Genomic DNA, 15,001 nt, shown 5'->3' with positions numbered 1-15,001 from the left:
ACACTCTTACAGTGGATATTTTCATGATTCGTTTTCATGGGAGGAACAGTGAGTAAGGAAAATCCCCTTCTCCAGGATGTTTCCGATGCGTTGAGCAAGGGACACACCATCGCGCAGATGAATGAATATGGTCGCTGTACGGTGGCTGGCTTTGTCGTTGAACAGCATCGAGATGCCGAAGCAGCAAGGGTTTCCTATCGATGGGTATCGGTAGATGGAGAAGAAGGTAAGCGTGGTCGTCTGAGGGGGACAGAAACAATGCTTTACGATTACATCAAGACACTTCAGACAGCAGGATTTTCCGCAACGATGCATATTGGACTATATTCTCAGAAGCCTCACCTGCGAGTGGTGAAGCAGTAGATCCACATTAGATAAATTATAACAGCGGGATTCCGTAGAAACGGTTTCGCCCACCAGATGAAAGTCTGTACGATTTCATCTGGTGGAGTGATGAACAATGAAAATCAGATAGATACAATACGATGGATGGAACTAGGCGATGAGGTGAGCTAGGCATGAGTCAAAAGGACGAACGACGAACTTTTGTTGCAGTTCCCGTGCCGACATCTTTGAAAAAGCAGCTAAGCGCATGGATCGAAGAAAAACGAGATGAGTTATCTTTTCGTAAATGGATACACCAACAAGATATCCATATCACCCTGCATTTTTTAGGGGGTACTTCTAGTTCTCAACTGGAACAAATTTTAAACACATTACATGACTTATGTAAAAAAGAAGTTCCATTTTCACTATCTGTAGATCGTTTTGGAACTTTTGGTAATAACAAACAACCGCATATTTTTTGGGCTGGTGTGGCTGGAGAATTAGACAGGCTACACCAGTTGCAAAAAAGAGTTACTGCTGCTTTGCAGCCAATCGGATTTCCAGCTGAGATCCGTCCGTATCATCCGCATATCACACTTGCTCGCAAATATGCGGCAGATGATTTTCCGCAAAGGTCATTATCGGCTCTGGATGTTGTCTCTGGAAGTTGGACAGTGGATGAAATAGTTTTATATGAATCAATTCTTGGAAAAGAACCGATGTATCATGTAGTGCAGACATTTCCATTTGGTAAATAGAATCCCCTGCTTGATGGATAGCAGGGGGTTTTCCTATACTACTTTGGCACTATTGTCATTCATAAGGAGTACCTCTTGGAGGAAGGAGACAACTTGTTCTTCGTATTGTTCTCTGTTTCGTCGATAGGCATCACTATGACCGGCACCTTCGGCAATCCACAGTCGTTTTAATCCTTTTTGTTTGGCTTCATATAGTTTCTTGCTCATATAAGTGGGGATAAAACGATCTCGATTTCCATGTATAAAGAGGATAGGCAACTCGCTTTTTGCTACTGCTTGAATAGGACGAACATCTGCAAGGTTAAAACGAGCAAATATTTTCACAAGGAAGCCAATAGTGTGATAAAAGATAAAGGTAGGCGCTTTGTAGAGGTATTTAATTTGATAGCGTATTAATTCTGCTAGATCCGAGTATGGGCAGTCTGCGATAACAAATTTAGCATGTTGGTTGATGTGGAGGTATTCAAGTGCTGTTCCGCCGCCTAAAGAGATTCCATGAAGCCCGATGAGGGTATTTGGTCCGATTTGTTCACGTATCCAATTCACCCAGCTGTCGATGTCATATTTTTCATAGTAACCATAACTAGTATACTTTCCTTCGCTTTCTCCATGTGCTCGATGATCAATTGCTAGAAGATTAAAGCCTTGTTTGATATAAAGATCTGTAAATTGCATAGACATAGGATAAGCTCTTGTATATCCATGGAGCAAAATCATTACTTTTTTGGAGTGTGGATTTGCTTCTATATAGTAACTATGCAATTTAAGATCATCATTGTTGCGTATGACAATTTCTTGCTTATGCAATTTCTCGAATTTTGTTCTAGTAAAAAGCCCTCTCCGCTCTACCGCCTGAAAACACTCATCTGTCGTTAATTTCTTCCTCATGGTAATGTTTCGATAACCAAACACGGAAATGCTATAAATTGCTATCGAAACAATCAAGAAAATGGTAACGAATACCCACCACCAGATCATTCAGTTGCCCCCTCTATCGTATTACGGAATATTCAAAAGCATATTAAAAATTCTTTTATACTAATATTAAATAGATAATTACTAGTATTTTCAAGTAGATTGTGAGTCAATTTATAAAAAATTTATATAAATTACAAATGGTTAAAATGGATAATTTTTCAATATATAATGGTGCATATTTGCATGTGCATCCTACAAAACATGAAAATGAATTATTTGTATTTTGATCGAACATGGTAGCGAAAATCCAAGAGAAAACAATAATAATTTTTATAGATTATTAATTTTACATAGCACGAAGCGTTATAAGTTTAAAAATAGTTGATAGTTTCTTGCATAAATTCGAAATATATATTTACAAACACATGTTCTATTGATAGAATATTCTTAGTTGCTTGATGAATACGAGCAATTATAGAGGGTTGTGCGAACACAACATAAAACTCTATTTAACCGTGAGGCACACTGGGTTAGCTTGGCAAGGAAGCAGTCATCAAACTGCCATCCCCCCAGCTTTATCCGTGTGGAATGTCAATAAATGAATTCATGGCATTGGTTAAGAGAAACCAATTTAACTATTTTCCAATCCTAAAAATATGTAATCATTAACCAATATCATGGAGTATTACCGAAAGGGGAAGGCATCTTGCGAATCAGAAAATGGACTGTATCTTTATTTGTGCTGGTATGTGCTGTTATCCTCCCATTCTCTTCAGCATTTGCAGCATTGGAGAAAGTGGGTACGTACGGATTGACCATTAATACAGGACAGGAGACTGGCAAGCTCACTTACTATAGAACCTCTTATATTCATTCTGATGGTGGAAGTTTTAAAGTTTGTAATAAAAACATGGGCACTACGAAGTTTTTTGTGTACGAATATGATCCAAATGGCGGTTATGGTAATGACGACTATGTATATTCTTGGACATTGAGCATGGGCAAATGTTATACATTCACAAATCTGGATAAATTTAAAGATGGAGACAATAATAAAGCGGAACTTTATGTGAAGGCAGCTCTGCCATCTGGTGGTCTTGCCTTTGAGCGTCAAGTAATATTATATGACTAATTCTTCAACGCTACGAATAAGCTGAATACATTTGATTTTAAAAAAGTTAGTTAGATACTTCGATCAATACTCAGATTGCACTGAGAGATCGAAGTATTTTTTATGGATGAACATAGATGAATGTAAAATAGTTTGTTTTCATTTCTTTTGCAAATAATAACAAGGATAAATAAGGGAACAGATGCGCATGATGTAATCAAAATGAAAGAAAAAAGGGAAATGAAAATGAAACTTTATACAGTTGGATTTATTGCTTTTGTTTGTCTGAGTCTTGCGTGTTTGTTTGGTTTTCAGACGGCGCAGCTGGACACACCAAAGCGAGTTTCCATTATCATCGATGATTTAGGAAATAACTTAAAAGGTACAAATGAGATATTTGCATTAAAAGCTCCCATCACAGTAGCGATTATGCCATTGATGCGCTCATCGAAAGCAGATGCAATTCGTGCCAAAAAAGCTGGATTTGAAGTTTTGCTTCATTTACCAATGGAATTCACCCGTGGGAAAAAAGAATGGCTGGGACCTGGGGCTATCACAACGGATATGTCTAATGAAGAGATCAAGCAGCAAGTAAGGGAAGATCTAGATAGCATCCCCTATGTGAGCGGTATCAATAATCACATGGGTTCGAAAGCTACTGGTGATGAAAGAGTAATGCGAGCTGTGATGGAGGTCGTCAAAGAACGGCATCTATTTTTTGTGGACAGTGCAACCAGTTCACGCTCCAAAGTAATCCAAGTAGCAAAAGAATTAGATGTACCATATACAAAGCGCAATATTTTTTTAGACAATATCAATAGTGCGAGTGCGATCCATAAACAACTTCGTCGTCTTATTCAAGATGGAAAACAGAAAGGGGCAAGTATTGCGATTGGACATGTTGGAATACAGGGATTGCATACATCTGGCGCTATTCGTGCTATGCTTCCCATTTTGAAGAAAGAAGGTGTACAAGTTGTACCTGTATCTTCCCTTCTTGTCAAAGGAGAGAAAACCAATCGCTATCAACAGGCCATTGAATAATAATGCTATTGGATATATTAATATTATAATTAAATCAATAAGATTAATTTATAATATTAATAGATCGATTAATTTTTATTTATATGGAATGAAAAATTACACCTTAATATATAAGCAAATAAGGTGATTACTTGCTGTTGCATTTTTTACCAATGAGATTAGAGTTTACAGAAGTGTAATCTTTATTTTAAAATAACAAGTAGAGCTTTAAGATATTTATGAATGACTATTCATTCAGAATATTTTCGGGTTTAAGGCCATTTGGTCTAGACTATATATTCCAGCAGTATATTTCGAGGAGGATAAGGAATGCGTAAGAACAGATGGTTTCTATTTACCGCCATTATCTTGGTTCTTAGTATGGTATTAACTGCTTGTGGTGGAGGCTCCGATGATGCTTCCAAAAACACACTGGTATTGACGGATAAATCAGAACCACCAAACTTAGACAGTGCTAAATCCACTGATCAAGTATCCTTTCAAATCTTAACCAATGCATTAGAAGGACTAATGAGACTTGATAAGAATCAAAAACCAGTACCAGGAATCGCAGAAAGCTATAAATTGAGTTCAGATAAATTAACCTATACATTCCATCTTCGTGATGCAAAATGGAGCGATGGAAAAGCTGTGACTGCTCAAGATTTTGAGTATGCATGGAAACGAGCATTAAACCCAAAAACAGCTTCTCAATATGCTTATATTCTAGAACCTGTTAAAAATGCGATGGAATATAATGCAGGTACAGCAAAACCCGAAGATGTTGGGGTAAAAGCATTGGATGAGAAAACGCTTCAAGTTACATTAAAAGCGCCATCACCCTATTTTTTGGAATTAACAGCATTTGCTACCTTTATGCCTCAACGCCAAGATATCGTTGAAAAATATGGTGACAAGTTTGCGTTAGAAGCAGCAAATATGGTTTACAACGGACCTTTTTCCATTGATAAATGGGAACATGGTGTAAGCGTTCACATGGTTAAAAACAATCATTACTGGGACAGCAAAAATGTAAAACTTGCTAATGCAGAAGTTAAATTCTTAAAAGAAGAATCTACGCGTGTAAACTTATATAAAACAAATAAAATTGATTTTACTGAGATCACAAAGGATTTTGCAGATGCATTTAAATCCAGTCCCGAAAGAACAGTTTTAAAAGAATCTTCTGCATGGTATATCGAGTTTAACCAAAGAGAAGGTTTCTTTAAAAACAAAAAACTTCGTCAAGCAATTGAACTTGCTATTGATAAACAAACTTTGACAAATCAAATATTGAAAACAGGTTCTGTAGCAGCTGGAGGACTAGTGCCACCAGATATTCATGCAAATGTAAATGAAAAATTCCGTGATGTATCCAAAGCCCCAGTAATGTATGATCCCAAGAAAGCTAAACAGCTTTGGGAAGAAGGATTGAAAGAAGAGGGTCTAACTAGCTCAGTGAAAATCGAGTTGGTTGGAGATGATACCACGAATTCGAAAGATCAGATGGAGTATGTTTCAGATCAATTGCAAAAAAATCTAGGGTTGAAAATCACTATCTCTCCTGTAACATTTAAAGAACGTCTCCAACGTGGTAAAGATGGTAACTTCCAAATGCTTTTCTCTGGTTGGGGTGCTGACTACAACGATGCAATGAGTTATCTAGACATTTTTACCACTGGTCAAAGCTATAACCGTGGTAAATGGAGTAACGCAGAATACGATGCATTGATTAAGAAGTCCAAAAACAATCCAGACTTTGAGGCTCGTGTTCAAGACCTTATCAAGGCAGAAAAGATTTTGATTGATGATCAAGGGATCGCTCCGCTTTACTATCGCACTCGATTAAGTCTGCTAAAACCTTATGTAAAAGGTGCAATTTGGAATACAACTTGGGGATTCTATGACTTCAAAGGTGCATCTGTAGACGGAAAGTAAAATGACCTAATAAGGTATATGTCATTAGGGCATATACCTTATCTTTTTGTGATGGTAAGGAGGAGTGAGGTAACTTGGCTAAATATACATTAAAAAGATTTGGTTTAATGCTGCTTACGTTGTTTATTATTACAACTGTAACTTTTTTTCTGGTTCGGATGCTTCCGGGAACGCCATTAGCAAATGAAGAAAAGTTACCAGCAGAGATTCGAGACCAAATTTTGACGCAATATGGTTTGAAAGACCCATTATATATACAGTATTTCAAGTTTATGGGGAACCTCGTACAAGGTGATTTAGGAATGTCCCTTAGTCAAAGTGGTCGTTCTGTCAATGAATTGCTCAGTGACCGCATAGGACCTTCGGCAATTATTGGCTTCCAAGGGATACTAATTGGTATTGTTGTTGGATTATTATTGGGAATTGCAGCGGCTCTAAAACGCGGAACATGGGTGGATAGTTTAGCTTCAGCTACAGCGGTATTTGGAGTTTCCATTCCAAACTTCGTTTTGGCAGGATTATTATCGTATTGGATTGGGGTTAAGTTTGCGTTATTACCTCCTGCTTTATGGGGTGGTTATGAGTTTACCATTTTACCTTCACTAGCTTTGTCTGTTTATGTCATCGCACAAGTATCACGTTATATTCGGACGGAAATGGTGGAAGTACTCGATCAGGATTATATCCGGACTGCCAAAGCAAAAGGATTGGCTTGGAGAAAAATTGTTACCAACCATGCATTGCGAAATGCGATGATTCCAGCTGTTACAGTATTAGGTCCGTTAACAGTTAACATTTTGACAGGTTCCCTTGTGGTGGAAAATATTTTTGGGATCCCAGGTGTAGGAAACCTATTTGTAGAGTCGATCATGGTCAACGACTATACCACCGTTTTAGGAACAACCATTTTTTATAGTGTTCTATTTTTAGGTGTTACTTTTATTGTTGACGTTTTATATGGAATTATTGACCCACGTATTCGGATTTCTGGTGTTAAGGAGTGATGGAACGAATGAATACAACAAAAAAATTCGATAAAAGTTTGTTTGAGCCCCTTGCCGCATCCGAAAAAAATAGTGAGGTCTTAGCTCCACAGGCTGGTTACTGGAAAGATGCTTGGAGGCGCTTCAAAGCAAATAAAGGTGCTCTTATTGGATTAATTTTGATTACGCTTTTGCTTTTAATAGCTTTTATTGGTCCTTATTTCAATGACCACAACTATTGGTCTCAAAATCCAAGCATGTCAAACCAAGAACATTTTGGAGATCACTTTTTTGGTACAGATGATAAAGGTCGCGATTTGTGGCAGCGTGTTTGGTATGGTGCTAAGGTATCCCTATTAATAGCTTTCATTGCTGCTTTTCTCGATGTAGTAATTGGTGTCGTATTTGGTGGTATTTCTGGTTATTTTGGTGGTCGAGTAGATGCAGTCATGCAACGAATATTGGAGATTATATACTCCATTCCTAATATTGTGGTCATCATACTTTTAATGATGTACTTAGAACCGGGGATTCTGCCAATTGCTGTTGCTTTATCTTTTACCGGTTGGGTACCTATGGCCCGGGTGGTAAGAGCGCAAATTTTAAAACTAAAAACACAAGAATATGTACTAGCGGCCCGTACGATGGGGGCAAGCCACTTTCGCATCCTTTTTAAACATTTGATTCCCAATGTAATGGGACCAATTATCATTGCCGTAACGTTTTCGATTCCTTCTGCTATTTTTTTTGAAGCATTTTTAAGCTTTATTGGGCTAGGACTTCGCCCGCCATCGGCTAGTTTAGGTATTTTGGTGAATGATGGGTATCGTGTTTTGCAATTGTTCCCATTTGAATTATTTTGGCCTGCTTTGGTGTTATCTATTATCATGTTGTCTTTCAACTTAATTGGAGATGGACTCAGAGATGCGCTTGATCCAAAAATGAAAAAGTAAGGAGGGAGTAGGATGAAACCGCTATTGGAAGTGTCTGATCTTCATGTAACATTTCGCTCTCAGCATCAAGAAGTAAAAGCGATACGTGGTGTTGATTTTACCATTGGTGAAGGGGAAGTAGTGGCATTTGTAGGAGAATCAGGGAGTGGGAAAAGTGTTACCTTTCAATCCATTATGCGTCTTCTGCCACAACCACCAGCGAATATAGATAGAGGCCAAGTTCTTTATAGTGGCCGGGATCTCACAAAGTTATCCGAAGTGGATATGCAAAAAATTCGTGGGAAAGAAATTGCGATGATTTTCCAAGATCCGATGACTTCGTTAAATCCAACCATTCGTGTAGGAAAGCAGATTACCGAAAGTTTGATGAGACACCAAAAGTTGACAAGTCAAGAAGCAAAGAATCGTTCGATAGAGCTACTAAAAATGGTTGGGATACCTAGTCCATCAGAACGGATAAATCAGTTTCCACACCAATTCAGTGGTGGAATGAGACAACGGGCGATGATCGCTATGGCATTAGCTTGTTCTCCAAAACTCTTGATTGCGGATGAACCTACAACAGCTTTGGATGTGACGATTCAAGCTCAGATCATTGATTTGTTAAAAGATCTGCAAAATAATACAGGTTCATCGATTGTCTTTATCACCCATGATTTGGGTGTGGTTGCTGAGATCGCAGATCGTGTCGCAGTCATGTATGCAGGTAAAATCGTAGAGACAGGAACATTAGATGAAATCTTCTATGATCCGAAGCATCCTTATACATGGGGTTTGTTAGCTTCTATGCCCAAACTGGATCAAAGTCGTGATCAAGATCTGGCTTCTATACCTGGCTCTCCACCGAGCTTGGTAAATCCGCCAGTTGGGTGTCCGTTTACCAGTCGGTGTCCTTATGCGATGAAGGTATGCCAAGAACAAATGCCAGAGGTGACAACATCGTCAGATTCCCATCAAGTCGCTTGTTGGTTACAACATCCAGATGCACCTGAAGTGAAAAATCCAGTAGCGTCTGCAGGGAGGTGAGTAGATTGACTCAGCCAATTTTACAAGTGAAAAATTTAGAGAAGCATTTTCAATTGGATCGCAATAAAGTCTTAAAAGCTGTTGATGGTATTTCATTTGAAGTGATGCCTGGTGAAACTTTTGGACTAGTAGGAGAATCTGGTTGTGGAAAATCTACCACTGGAAGAACCATTATTAACCTTTATGATACGACTGGTGGGGAAGTGCTCTTTGAAGGCAAAAATGTTCATCAATTAAAAGGGAAAAATCAAAAGAAGTTTCGCCGTGATATGCAGATGATTTTCCAAGATCCTTACGCATCGCTCAATCCACGCAAATCGGTAATGGATATCATTGCAGAAGGATTGGACATTCATGAGATCGCTAGTGGCAAGTCCAGAGAAGAGGTTGTTTATGAGCTGCTAGAAACAGTAGGTCTGAACAAAAGTCATGCTGCCCGCTATCCGCATGAATTCAGCGGTGGTCAACGTCAACGTATTGGGATTGCTCGTGCACTTGCGATGGAACCAAAATTTATCATTGCCGACGAGCCGATCTCGGCTCTTGACGTATCGGTTCAAGCGCAAGTCGTGAACTTGATGCGGAAATTGCAAAAAGAAAAAGGATTAACCTATCTTTTTATCGCTCATGATCTATCGATGGTAAAATATATCAGCGATCGTGTTGGAGTGATGTATCTAGGCAGAATGGCAGAGCTCGCTGATAGTGATGAACTATACAAAGAGCCGCTGCATCCTTATACCCAAGGATTGCTTTCCACTGCACCGATTCCGGATCCCATCCAAGCGAAAGAGAGAGAAAAAATCCGTATTAAAGGAGAAATACCGTCTCCTTTAAATCCTCCAAGTGGTTGTCGCTTTCGGACTCGTTGTCCATATGCGATGGAAGTCTGTGCAAAAGTGGATCCCATTTGGCAAGAAGCAAAACCAAACCATTGGGTTGCATGTCACTTGTACCAAGATTCAAATCCTCAGTGATGAGGATTTATTTTTTTACAGGTTGATATGATACAATGAGGATTCGAAGGAATTAAGGTGGGTAGGCGATAATTTGCAATTTGTGGTTACTGCTGCTGAAAGCGGAAAAATGCTAAAACAAATCTTACAAAATAGATTTCATTTTTCTCGTAGGTTTTTTCGACGTTTACGAGAGGAACAACGTGTACATGTAAATGGGAACATTATTTATTATACTTCTAGGTTAACAGAAGGTGATACCGTTTGCGTCCGGCTGGAGGAGGATAAGGAGGCTTATCTTCTGCCGCAGAAAATTGATTTTTCCGTTGTGTTTGAGGATGAGGACATCCTAATTGTGGATAAGCCTGCAGGAATTGTTGTTCACCCAACATTGGGATATAAGGAGGGCACACTAGCCAATGGTGTTGCTTACTATGCCAATGAGAGGGGAGAATCCTATCCTTTTCGTCCTGTCACGAGGTTAGATAAGGATACCTCAGGATTGATGGTTGTAGCCAAACATGCCTATGCTCATGCTGCGTTATCCAAGCAAATGAAGCAAAAAAGATATTACCGCAGGTATGTTGCTGTTTGCCATAAGGATGTTTTGGTTGACAAAGGTATGATTACCCTACCGATTGGAAATTCTCCTACTAGTATCATTGAAAGAGTAATTGATTGGGAGAATGGAAAAGATGCAGTAACCCATTTTCAAAAGCTCGCTTCATGGAAAGAAGCAACATTTCTTTCGTTAACATTGGAAACAGGAAGAACACACCAAATTCGAGTTCATTTAGCTGCTATGGGGCATCCTATTATAGGAGATTCGTTGTATGGTTCGAGTGAAGATACAAGCCTCCTTTCACGTCAAGCTCTACATGCAAAAGAAATCACCATCTTTCATCCAACACATCGGGAGTGGATGACTTGGGAAGTCCCACTTGCTAATGATATGAAAATATTACTGGAAAAGTTAAATGACCGTATATTTTGATAATGTAAACAAAATTCCATGTAACGTTTACATTTGCATTTGTAATATGGGGGTTTCTATTCTATAATTTTATTACTGTTTGACATTTAAATAGATTCTTTAAGGGGAGTATTATGGATAAACACCAACCCATTCTGCCTGATACTGTCAATGAGATTGAGTTTTTTTTGCGCGAAATCAGCGTTATTTTGAAGCGAAAAGGACGTGACATATTAGCTGATTTTCCCATCACCCCTCCGCAATTTTCTGCTCTTATTTGGCTGTACCAGGATGGAGATATGACGATTGGTGAGCTTAGTCAAAAAATGTATATTGCTTGCAGTACCATGACTGATCTGGTAGATCGAATGGAAAAAAACAAGCTAGTCGCTCGAGTTCGTGACGATCGAGATCGTCGAGTTGTACGGATTCATATGCTGGATTATGGACAAGGAATTATACAGGAAGTACTATCTGCCCGTCGTGCATATTTGAGTCGGATACTTGAAAACTATACGCAAGAACAAGCACTGCAAGCAGAACAATCTTTGCAGTTAATATATAAACAGATGCTAACGACCGAATAGCCAATACCCCCTTTGTCACCAAAGGGGTTGCTTTTTTGTAAGCTAGAACTTAGAAGTATCCCTTTTTAGGTTATGTTTGAGATGATGGAGGGAGTACAATACGATATGAATAATCACGCTATAGGGGTTTTTGATTCTGGGGTAGGCGGTATCACAGTTGTGAAGGAAATAATGCGACAACTTCCCCATGAAACGATTTATTATTTTGGTGATACCTTACGATGTCCTTATGGAGATCGCTCTACAGAAGAAGTAAAACAGTTTACACTTGAAGTTATTCAGTTTCTATTACAGTTTCCTCTTAAAGCAATCTGTATTGCGTGTAATACAGCAACATCGGCTGCTTTACTCAATGTTCGTGACCTTGTCTCGATTCCTGTTTTAGGCGTAATAGAACCCGGAGCTAGAGCTGCGATTAAGAGTACCAATAAGGGAGAAGTGGGTATTATTGGTACAGCAGGCACCATCAAGAGTGGAGCATATGAACGGACATTAAGACGGATTCATCCCAATATCTTAACTCACTCTTTGGCGTGTCCCCCTCTTGTTCCATTGGTTGAAGGGGGATTGAGACACTCTCCACATGCAGATGGAATCGTGGCAGAAGCACTTGAAGCCCTTATTGGAATAGATATGGATACGTTGATTTTGGGATGTACTCATTATCCACTGCTATCTTCTTCTATACAAAAGGCGATAGGAAAGCATGTGAAATTGATTAGCTCTGCGGAAGAAACAGCATCTGAACTTAGCACGATTTTACAATATCGTGGGATTTTAGCGACTCAAAACCAAGGGAATCGTTTCTTTACGACTGGAGACGAAGCGCAATTTTCAAAGTTAGCAGGAGATTGGCTAGGATTAGAGATCCGAGCAGAGCGAGTTTCCTTAGATTACGCCAACAAAAGCTAATTATTGTTCAAATAAAAACGATCTTGAAAATATGGGGTACCCTAAAGAATGACAAAAGAAAAGTCTATGTTTAGGGTGCCTTTTATATTTTTAAATAGAATGGTATAAGGAAAAGAAAAAATATGGGTCTGTAAAACCAATAAGGAAAGAAAATTTTAAGAGGTAATTTCAGGAGATTTCTAAAGAATACATAAATTATCTTTATTCGTCATAGTTTCGTTTCTAACCTGTCATTTTATAATAGTATAAAGCAAATCTGTTTGACTTCCCTCGTTCTTTATATGATTTAAAAAGAAACAGGTAGAGGGAGGAAATAAAATTGAATAGTTCAATCGAAAGTTCTGTTTCTGTTACGAAAAGGGCAAATTCTACCATTGTGCTTAGTGTATTAGCATTATGCGTATTTTCTATTGGTATGACGGAGTTTGTTATTATGGGGATACTGCCTCAAATAGCAAATGATTTGCATGTATCCATTTCGAAAACAGGTCTACTGGTTACTGCTTATTCTATTGGTGTTGCAATAGGCGCACCTGTTTTGACAGTTGTTACTTATCGCATGCCTCGAAAAGCAGTGTTAATTAGTTTAATGAGTATATTTGTGTTGGGACATCTTATCTCAGTCTTATCTACTAATTTTACCGTATTGATAATTTCCCGTTTGGTAGCCTCTTTTTCACATGGTTCTTTTTTCGGGATTGCTTCTATTGTAGCAATTAATCTAGTTCCAGCTCACAAAAAAGCATCCGCCATTTCAGTATTGTTAACAGGTGCATCAATTGCAAATATTTTAGGAGTACCATTTGGTACTTTTCTAGGACAATTATTTGGCTGGCAAGCTTGTTTTGCTATCATCGCACTTGTTTCATTTATTGGACTAATTGCAATTATATTTTTCGTTCCTTTTATATTGAATAATTCAGAAGGTGATATAAAAAAGGAATTTTTGGTGTTGAACAAACCTCAAGTTATTCTTGCTTTGCTTATCACTATCTTTAGTTTTGGAGGCGTATTTACTACCTTTACGTATATCGCTCCAATACTCGAACAATTGTCCCACTTTTCCGCTTCAAGCATTATTTGGATTCTTATCATTTTTGGGATAGGAGTAACGATTGGAAATGTTGTGGGAGGAAAACTGGCAGATTGGAAACTGTATCCTGCTATGCTCATCACTACCATTTCTCTAACGCTCGTATTTCTGCTGGTCGCTTTTATATGGGTGAAAGCAATCATGATTGGTTTAGTCTTCCTTCTAGGAGTAACCAGTTTTTCTATCCTGCCAAGTTTACAGGTAAATATTCTTCGACACGCAGAAGAAGCTCCACAAGTGGCTTCCTCTATAAACGTAAGTATCATTCATATTGGAAATGCATGTGGTGCAATCTTAGGTGGATGGGTTTTGGATAGCCAATGGGGTTTAGCTTCTATACCTGTAGCCTCCAGCTTTGTTACGATTGTTGGAATTATATTGATTCTCATCAGTGCATATGTAAGCCGAAAAGATGCAGCGCTTAGGTGATGGAAAAAACGCTCTTCCTGAACAATGGGAGAGCGTTTTTATATTGTTTTTTTCAATGGGTGAAAGAGCTTTTCGATTCGTTCTACAGTTTGTGTGTGTGGAACAGGTGCATAAATGCAACAGAGTATATTTTGATTATCATCCACTTGATGAAAAGTAGTAGAATCAAAGACCAGTTTTCCTGCTTGTGGATGGTTTACTTCCAAAAAGATAGAAGCGGTATCTTGAATTTGATGCAATGGCCACCATTCTCGAAATTCGCTGCTACTTTCCATTAGGTCCTCAACGATTTCTTTATAAAATGGTTCAGCAGCATGCACATCGTACGTTTTTCGGAACACCGAAATAGCGTATCTAGCGATCTCCTCCCAGTTATTTATTTTTAGCTTCGCTTCCTCTGAGAAGTATAAACGGATCATAACTCTTTCTTTGGGAGCAATAGCATCAAAATCAAACAAAATGAGCTTTGCTGCTTTGTTCCAAGCGAATACCTCAAGGTTTTCCCCCGTAACACACATCGGGTAGGGTGTATTTTCCATAAATAATTTAAAACTTGGAGAAAGTGATCTTTGTCGCTTTTCTAATGGAAAGGTTAAGAATTTACTTGATAGTCGATAAAGATGTTGGCGTTCCAATTCACTTAATCGCAATGCTTTGCTAATGCTGTCCAGTACATCAGCAGACACAGTGACATCCCTACCTTGTTCCAACCATGTATACCAAGTATTGCTGATGTTTGCTAGTTGGGCAACTTCTTCCCGGCGGAGTCCCGCAGTTCTGCGACGGGTATGTCCATCAGGAAGTCCAACTTGCTTTGGAGTAAGTTGAGTACGACGTGCTTTGAGAAAATCACCTAGTGTTTTCCGCTGTAGTTCCTGACTCATGCTATTGCCCCCCTCTAATATCAAGGTGTTACTATCTATACCAGTATAATTACAGCCTAGTTACTCGAGTAATTACCATATAAAATTCTTTACAGTCAAGTAAACCAATTCATCACTATTTAAGCGTTAA

The 15,001-nt window shown here is 38.6% G+C and carries 15 protein-coding genes; 13 read left to right on the top strand and 2 right to left on the bottom strand.

Features of this window, described 5'->3' with window-relative positions; translation table 11 throughout:
* Positions 1–48 precede the first annotated feature (48 nt).
* Both GSM42_RS13610 and thpR read left to right on the top strand, forming a co-directional pair.
* Positions 49–363 carry a hypothetical protein gene (locus GSM42_RS13610; protein ID WP_160802087.1) on the top strand — a complete coding sequence of 105 codons (315 nt, stop codon included), beginning with the start codon at positions 49–51 and terminating at the stop codon, positions 361–363.
* Between the two features lie 155 nt (positions 364–518).
* Positions 519–1,085 carry an RNA 2',3'-cyclic phosphodiesterase gene (gene thpR, locus GSM42_RS13605; protein ID WP_160802086.1) on the top strand — a complete coding sequence of 189 codons (567 nt, stop codon included), beginning with the start codon at positions 519–521 and terminating at the stop codon, positions 1,083–1,085.
* A gap of 33 nt (positions 1,086–1,118) precedes the next feature.
* On the opposite strand, the gene GSM42_RS13600 is transcribed toward thpR, so the two are convergent.
* The gene (locus GSM42_RS13600) at positions 1,119–2,063 is read right to left on the bottom strand and encodes an alpha/beta hydrolase (protein WP_160802085.1); all 945 of its coding nucleotides are present in this window, start codon (positions 2,061–2,063) and stop codon (positions 1,119–1,121) included.
* Between the two features lie 646 nt (positions 2,064–2,709).
* Between GSM42_RS13600 and GSM42_RS13595 the strand changes: the two genes are divergently transcribed.
* The 11 genes from GSM42_RS13595 (at position 2,710) to GSM42_RS13545 (ending at position 13,987) form a co-directional block, all read left to right on the top strand.
* Entirely contained in the window at positions 2,710–3,135 is a 426-nt protein-coding gene (locus GSM42_RS13595) for a hypothetical protein (protein ID WP_160802084.1), read from the top strand.
* Between the two features lie 225 nt (positions 3,136–3,360).
* The gene (locus GSM42_RS13590) at positions 3,361–4,158 is read left to right on the top strand and encodes a divergent polysaccharide deacetylase family protein (protein ID WP_160802083.1); all 798 of its coding nucleotides are present in this window, start codon (positions 3,361–3,363) and stop codon (positions 4,156–4,158) included.
* 309 nt (positions 4,159–4,467) lie between these two features.
* Positions 4,468–6,075 (top strand): peptide ABC transporter substrate-binding protein, encoded by a 1,608-nt coding sequence (locus GSM42_RS13585; protein ID WP_160802082.1) that lies wholly within the window; start codon positions 4,468–4,470, stop codon positions 6,073–6,075.
* Between the two features lie 74 nt (positions 6,076–6,149).
* Positions 6,150–7,079 carry an ABC transporter permease gene (locus GSM42_RS13580; protein WP_160802081.1) on the top strand — a complete coding sequence of 310 codons (930 nt, stop codon included), beginning with the start codon at positions 6,150–6,152 and terminating at the stop codon, positions 7,077–7,079.
* Entirely contained in the window at positions 7,079–8,011 is a 933-nt protein-coding gene (locus GSM42_RS13575; RefSeq protein ID WP_160802080.1) for an ABC transporter permease, read from the top strand. The genes GSM42_RS13580 and GSM42_RS13575 overlap by 1 nt, the downstream gene beginning before the upstream one ends.
* Positions 8,012–8,023: 12 nt before the next feature.
* On the top strand, positions 8,024–9,037 hold the full coding sequence (locus GSM42_RS13570) for an ABC transporter ATP-binding protein (RefSeq protein ID WP_160802079.1): 1,014 nt from the start codon (positions 8,024–8,026) through the stop codon (positions 9,035–9,037).
* On the top strand, positions 9,034–10,014 hold the full coding sequence (locus GSM42_RS13565) for an ABC transporter ATP-binding protein (RefSeq protein WP_338055302.1): 981 nt from the start codon (positions 9,034–9,036) through the stop codon (positions 10,012–10,014). Before GSM42_RS13570 ends, GSM42_RS13565 begins: the two co-directional genes overlap by 4 nt.
* Before the next feature lie 82 nt (positions 10,015–10,096).
* Entirely contained in the window at positions 10,097–10,987 is an 891-nt protein-coding gene (locus GSM42_RS13560) for an RluA family pseudouridine synthase (RefSeq protein WP_338055307.1), read from the top strand.
* 113 nt (positions 10,988–11,100) lie between these two features.
* Positions 11,101–11,553: a MarR family winged helix-turn-helix transcriptional regulator gene (locus tag GSM42_RS13555; protein WP_160802076.1), complete on the top strand. Its 453-nt coding sequence runs from the start codon at positions 11,101–11,103 to the stop codon at positions 11,551–11,553.
* A gap of 105 nt (positions 11,554–11,658) precedes the next feature.
* Positions 11,659–12,465, top strand: coding sequence for a glutamate racemase (gene racE / locus GSM42_RS13550; protein WP_160802075.1), 807 nt, complete (start codon positions 11,659–11,661; stop codon positions 12,463–12,465).
* A 319-nt stretch (positions 12,466–12,784) separates the two neighbouring features.
* Positions 12,785–13,987 carry an MFS transporter gene (locus tag GSM42_RS13545; protein WP_160802074.1) on the top strand — a complete coding sequence of 401 codons (1,203 nt, stop codon included), beginning with the start codon at positions 12,785–12,787 and terminating at the stop codon, positions 13,985–13,987.
* A 38-nt stretch (positions 13,988–14,025) separates the two neighbouring features.
* Here the strand turns inward: GSM42_RS13545 and GSM42_RS13540 are convergent, their stop codons facing one another.
* A complete protein-coding gene (locus tag GSM42_RS13540) occupies positions 14,026–14,871 on the bottom strand; it encodes a helix-turn-helix transcriptional regulator (protein ID WP_160802073.1) in 846 nt (281 codons plus the stop codon).
* Positions 14,872–15,001 lie beyond the last annotated feature (130 nt).

It is taken from the genome of Shimazuella alba, assembly GCF_009831235.1.
GTDB lineage: Bacteria > Bacillota > Bacilli > Thermoactinomycetales > Thermoactinomycetaceae > Shimazuella > Shimazuella alba.
This window is presented reverse-complemented; position numbering and strand designations above follow the sequence as displayed.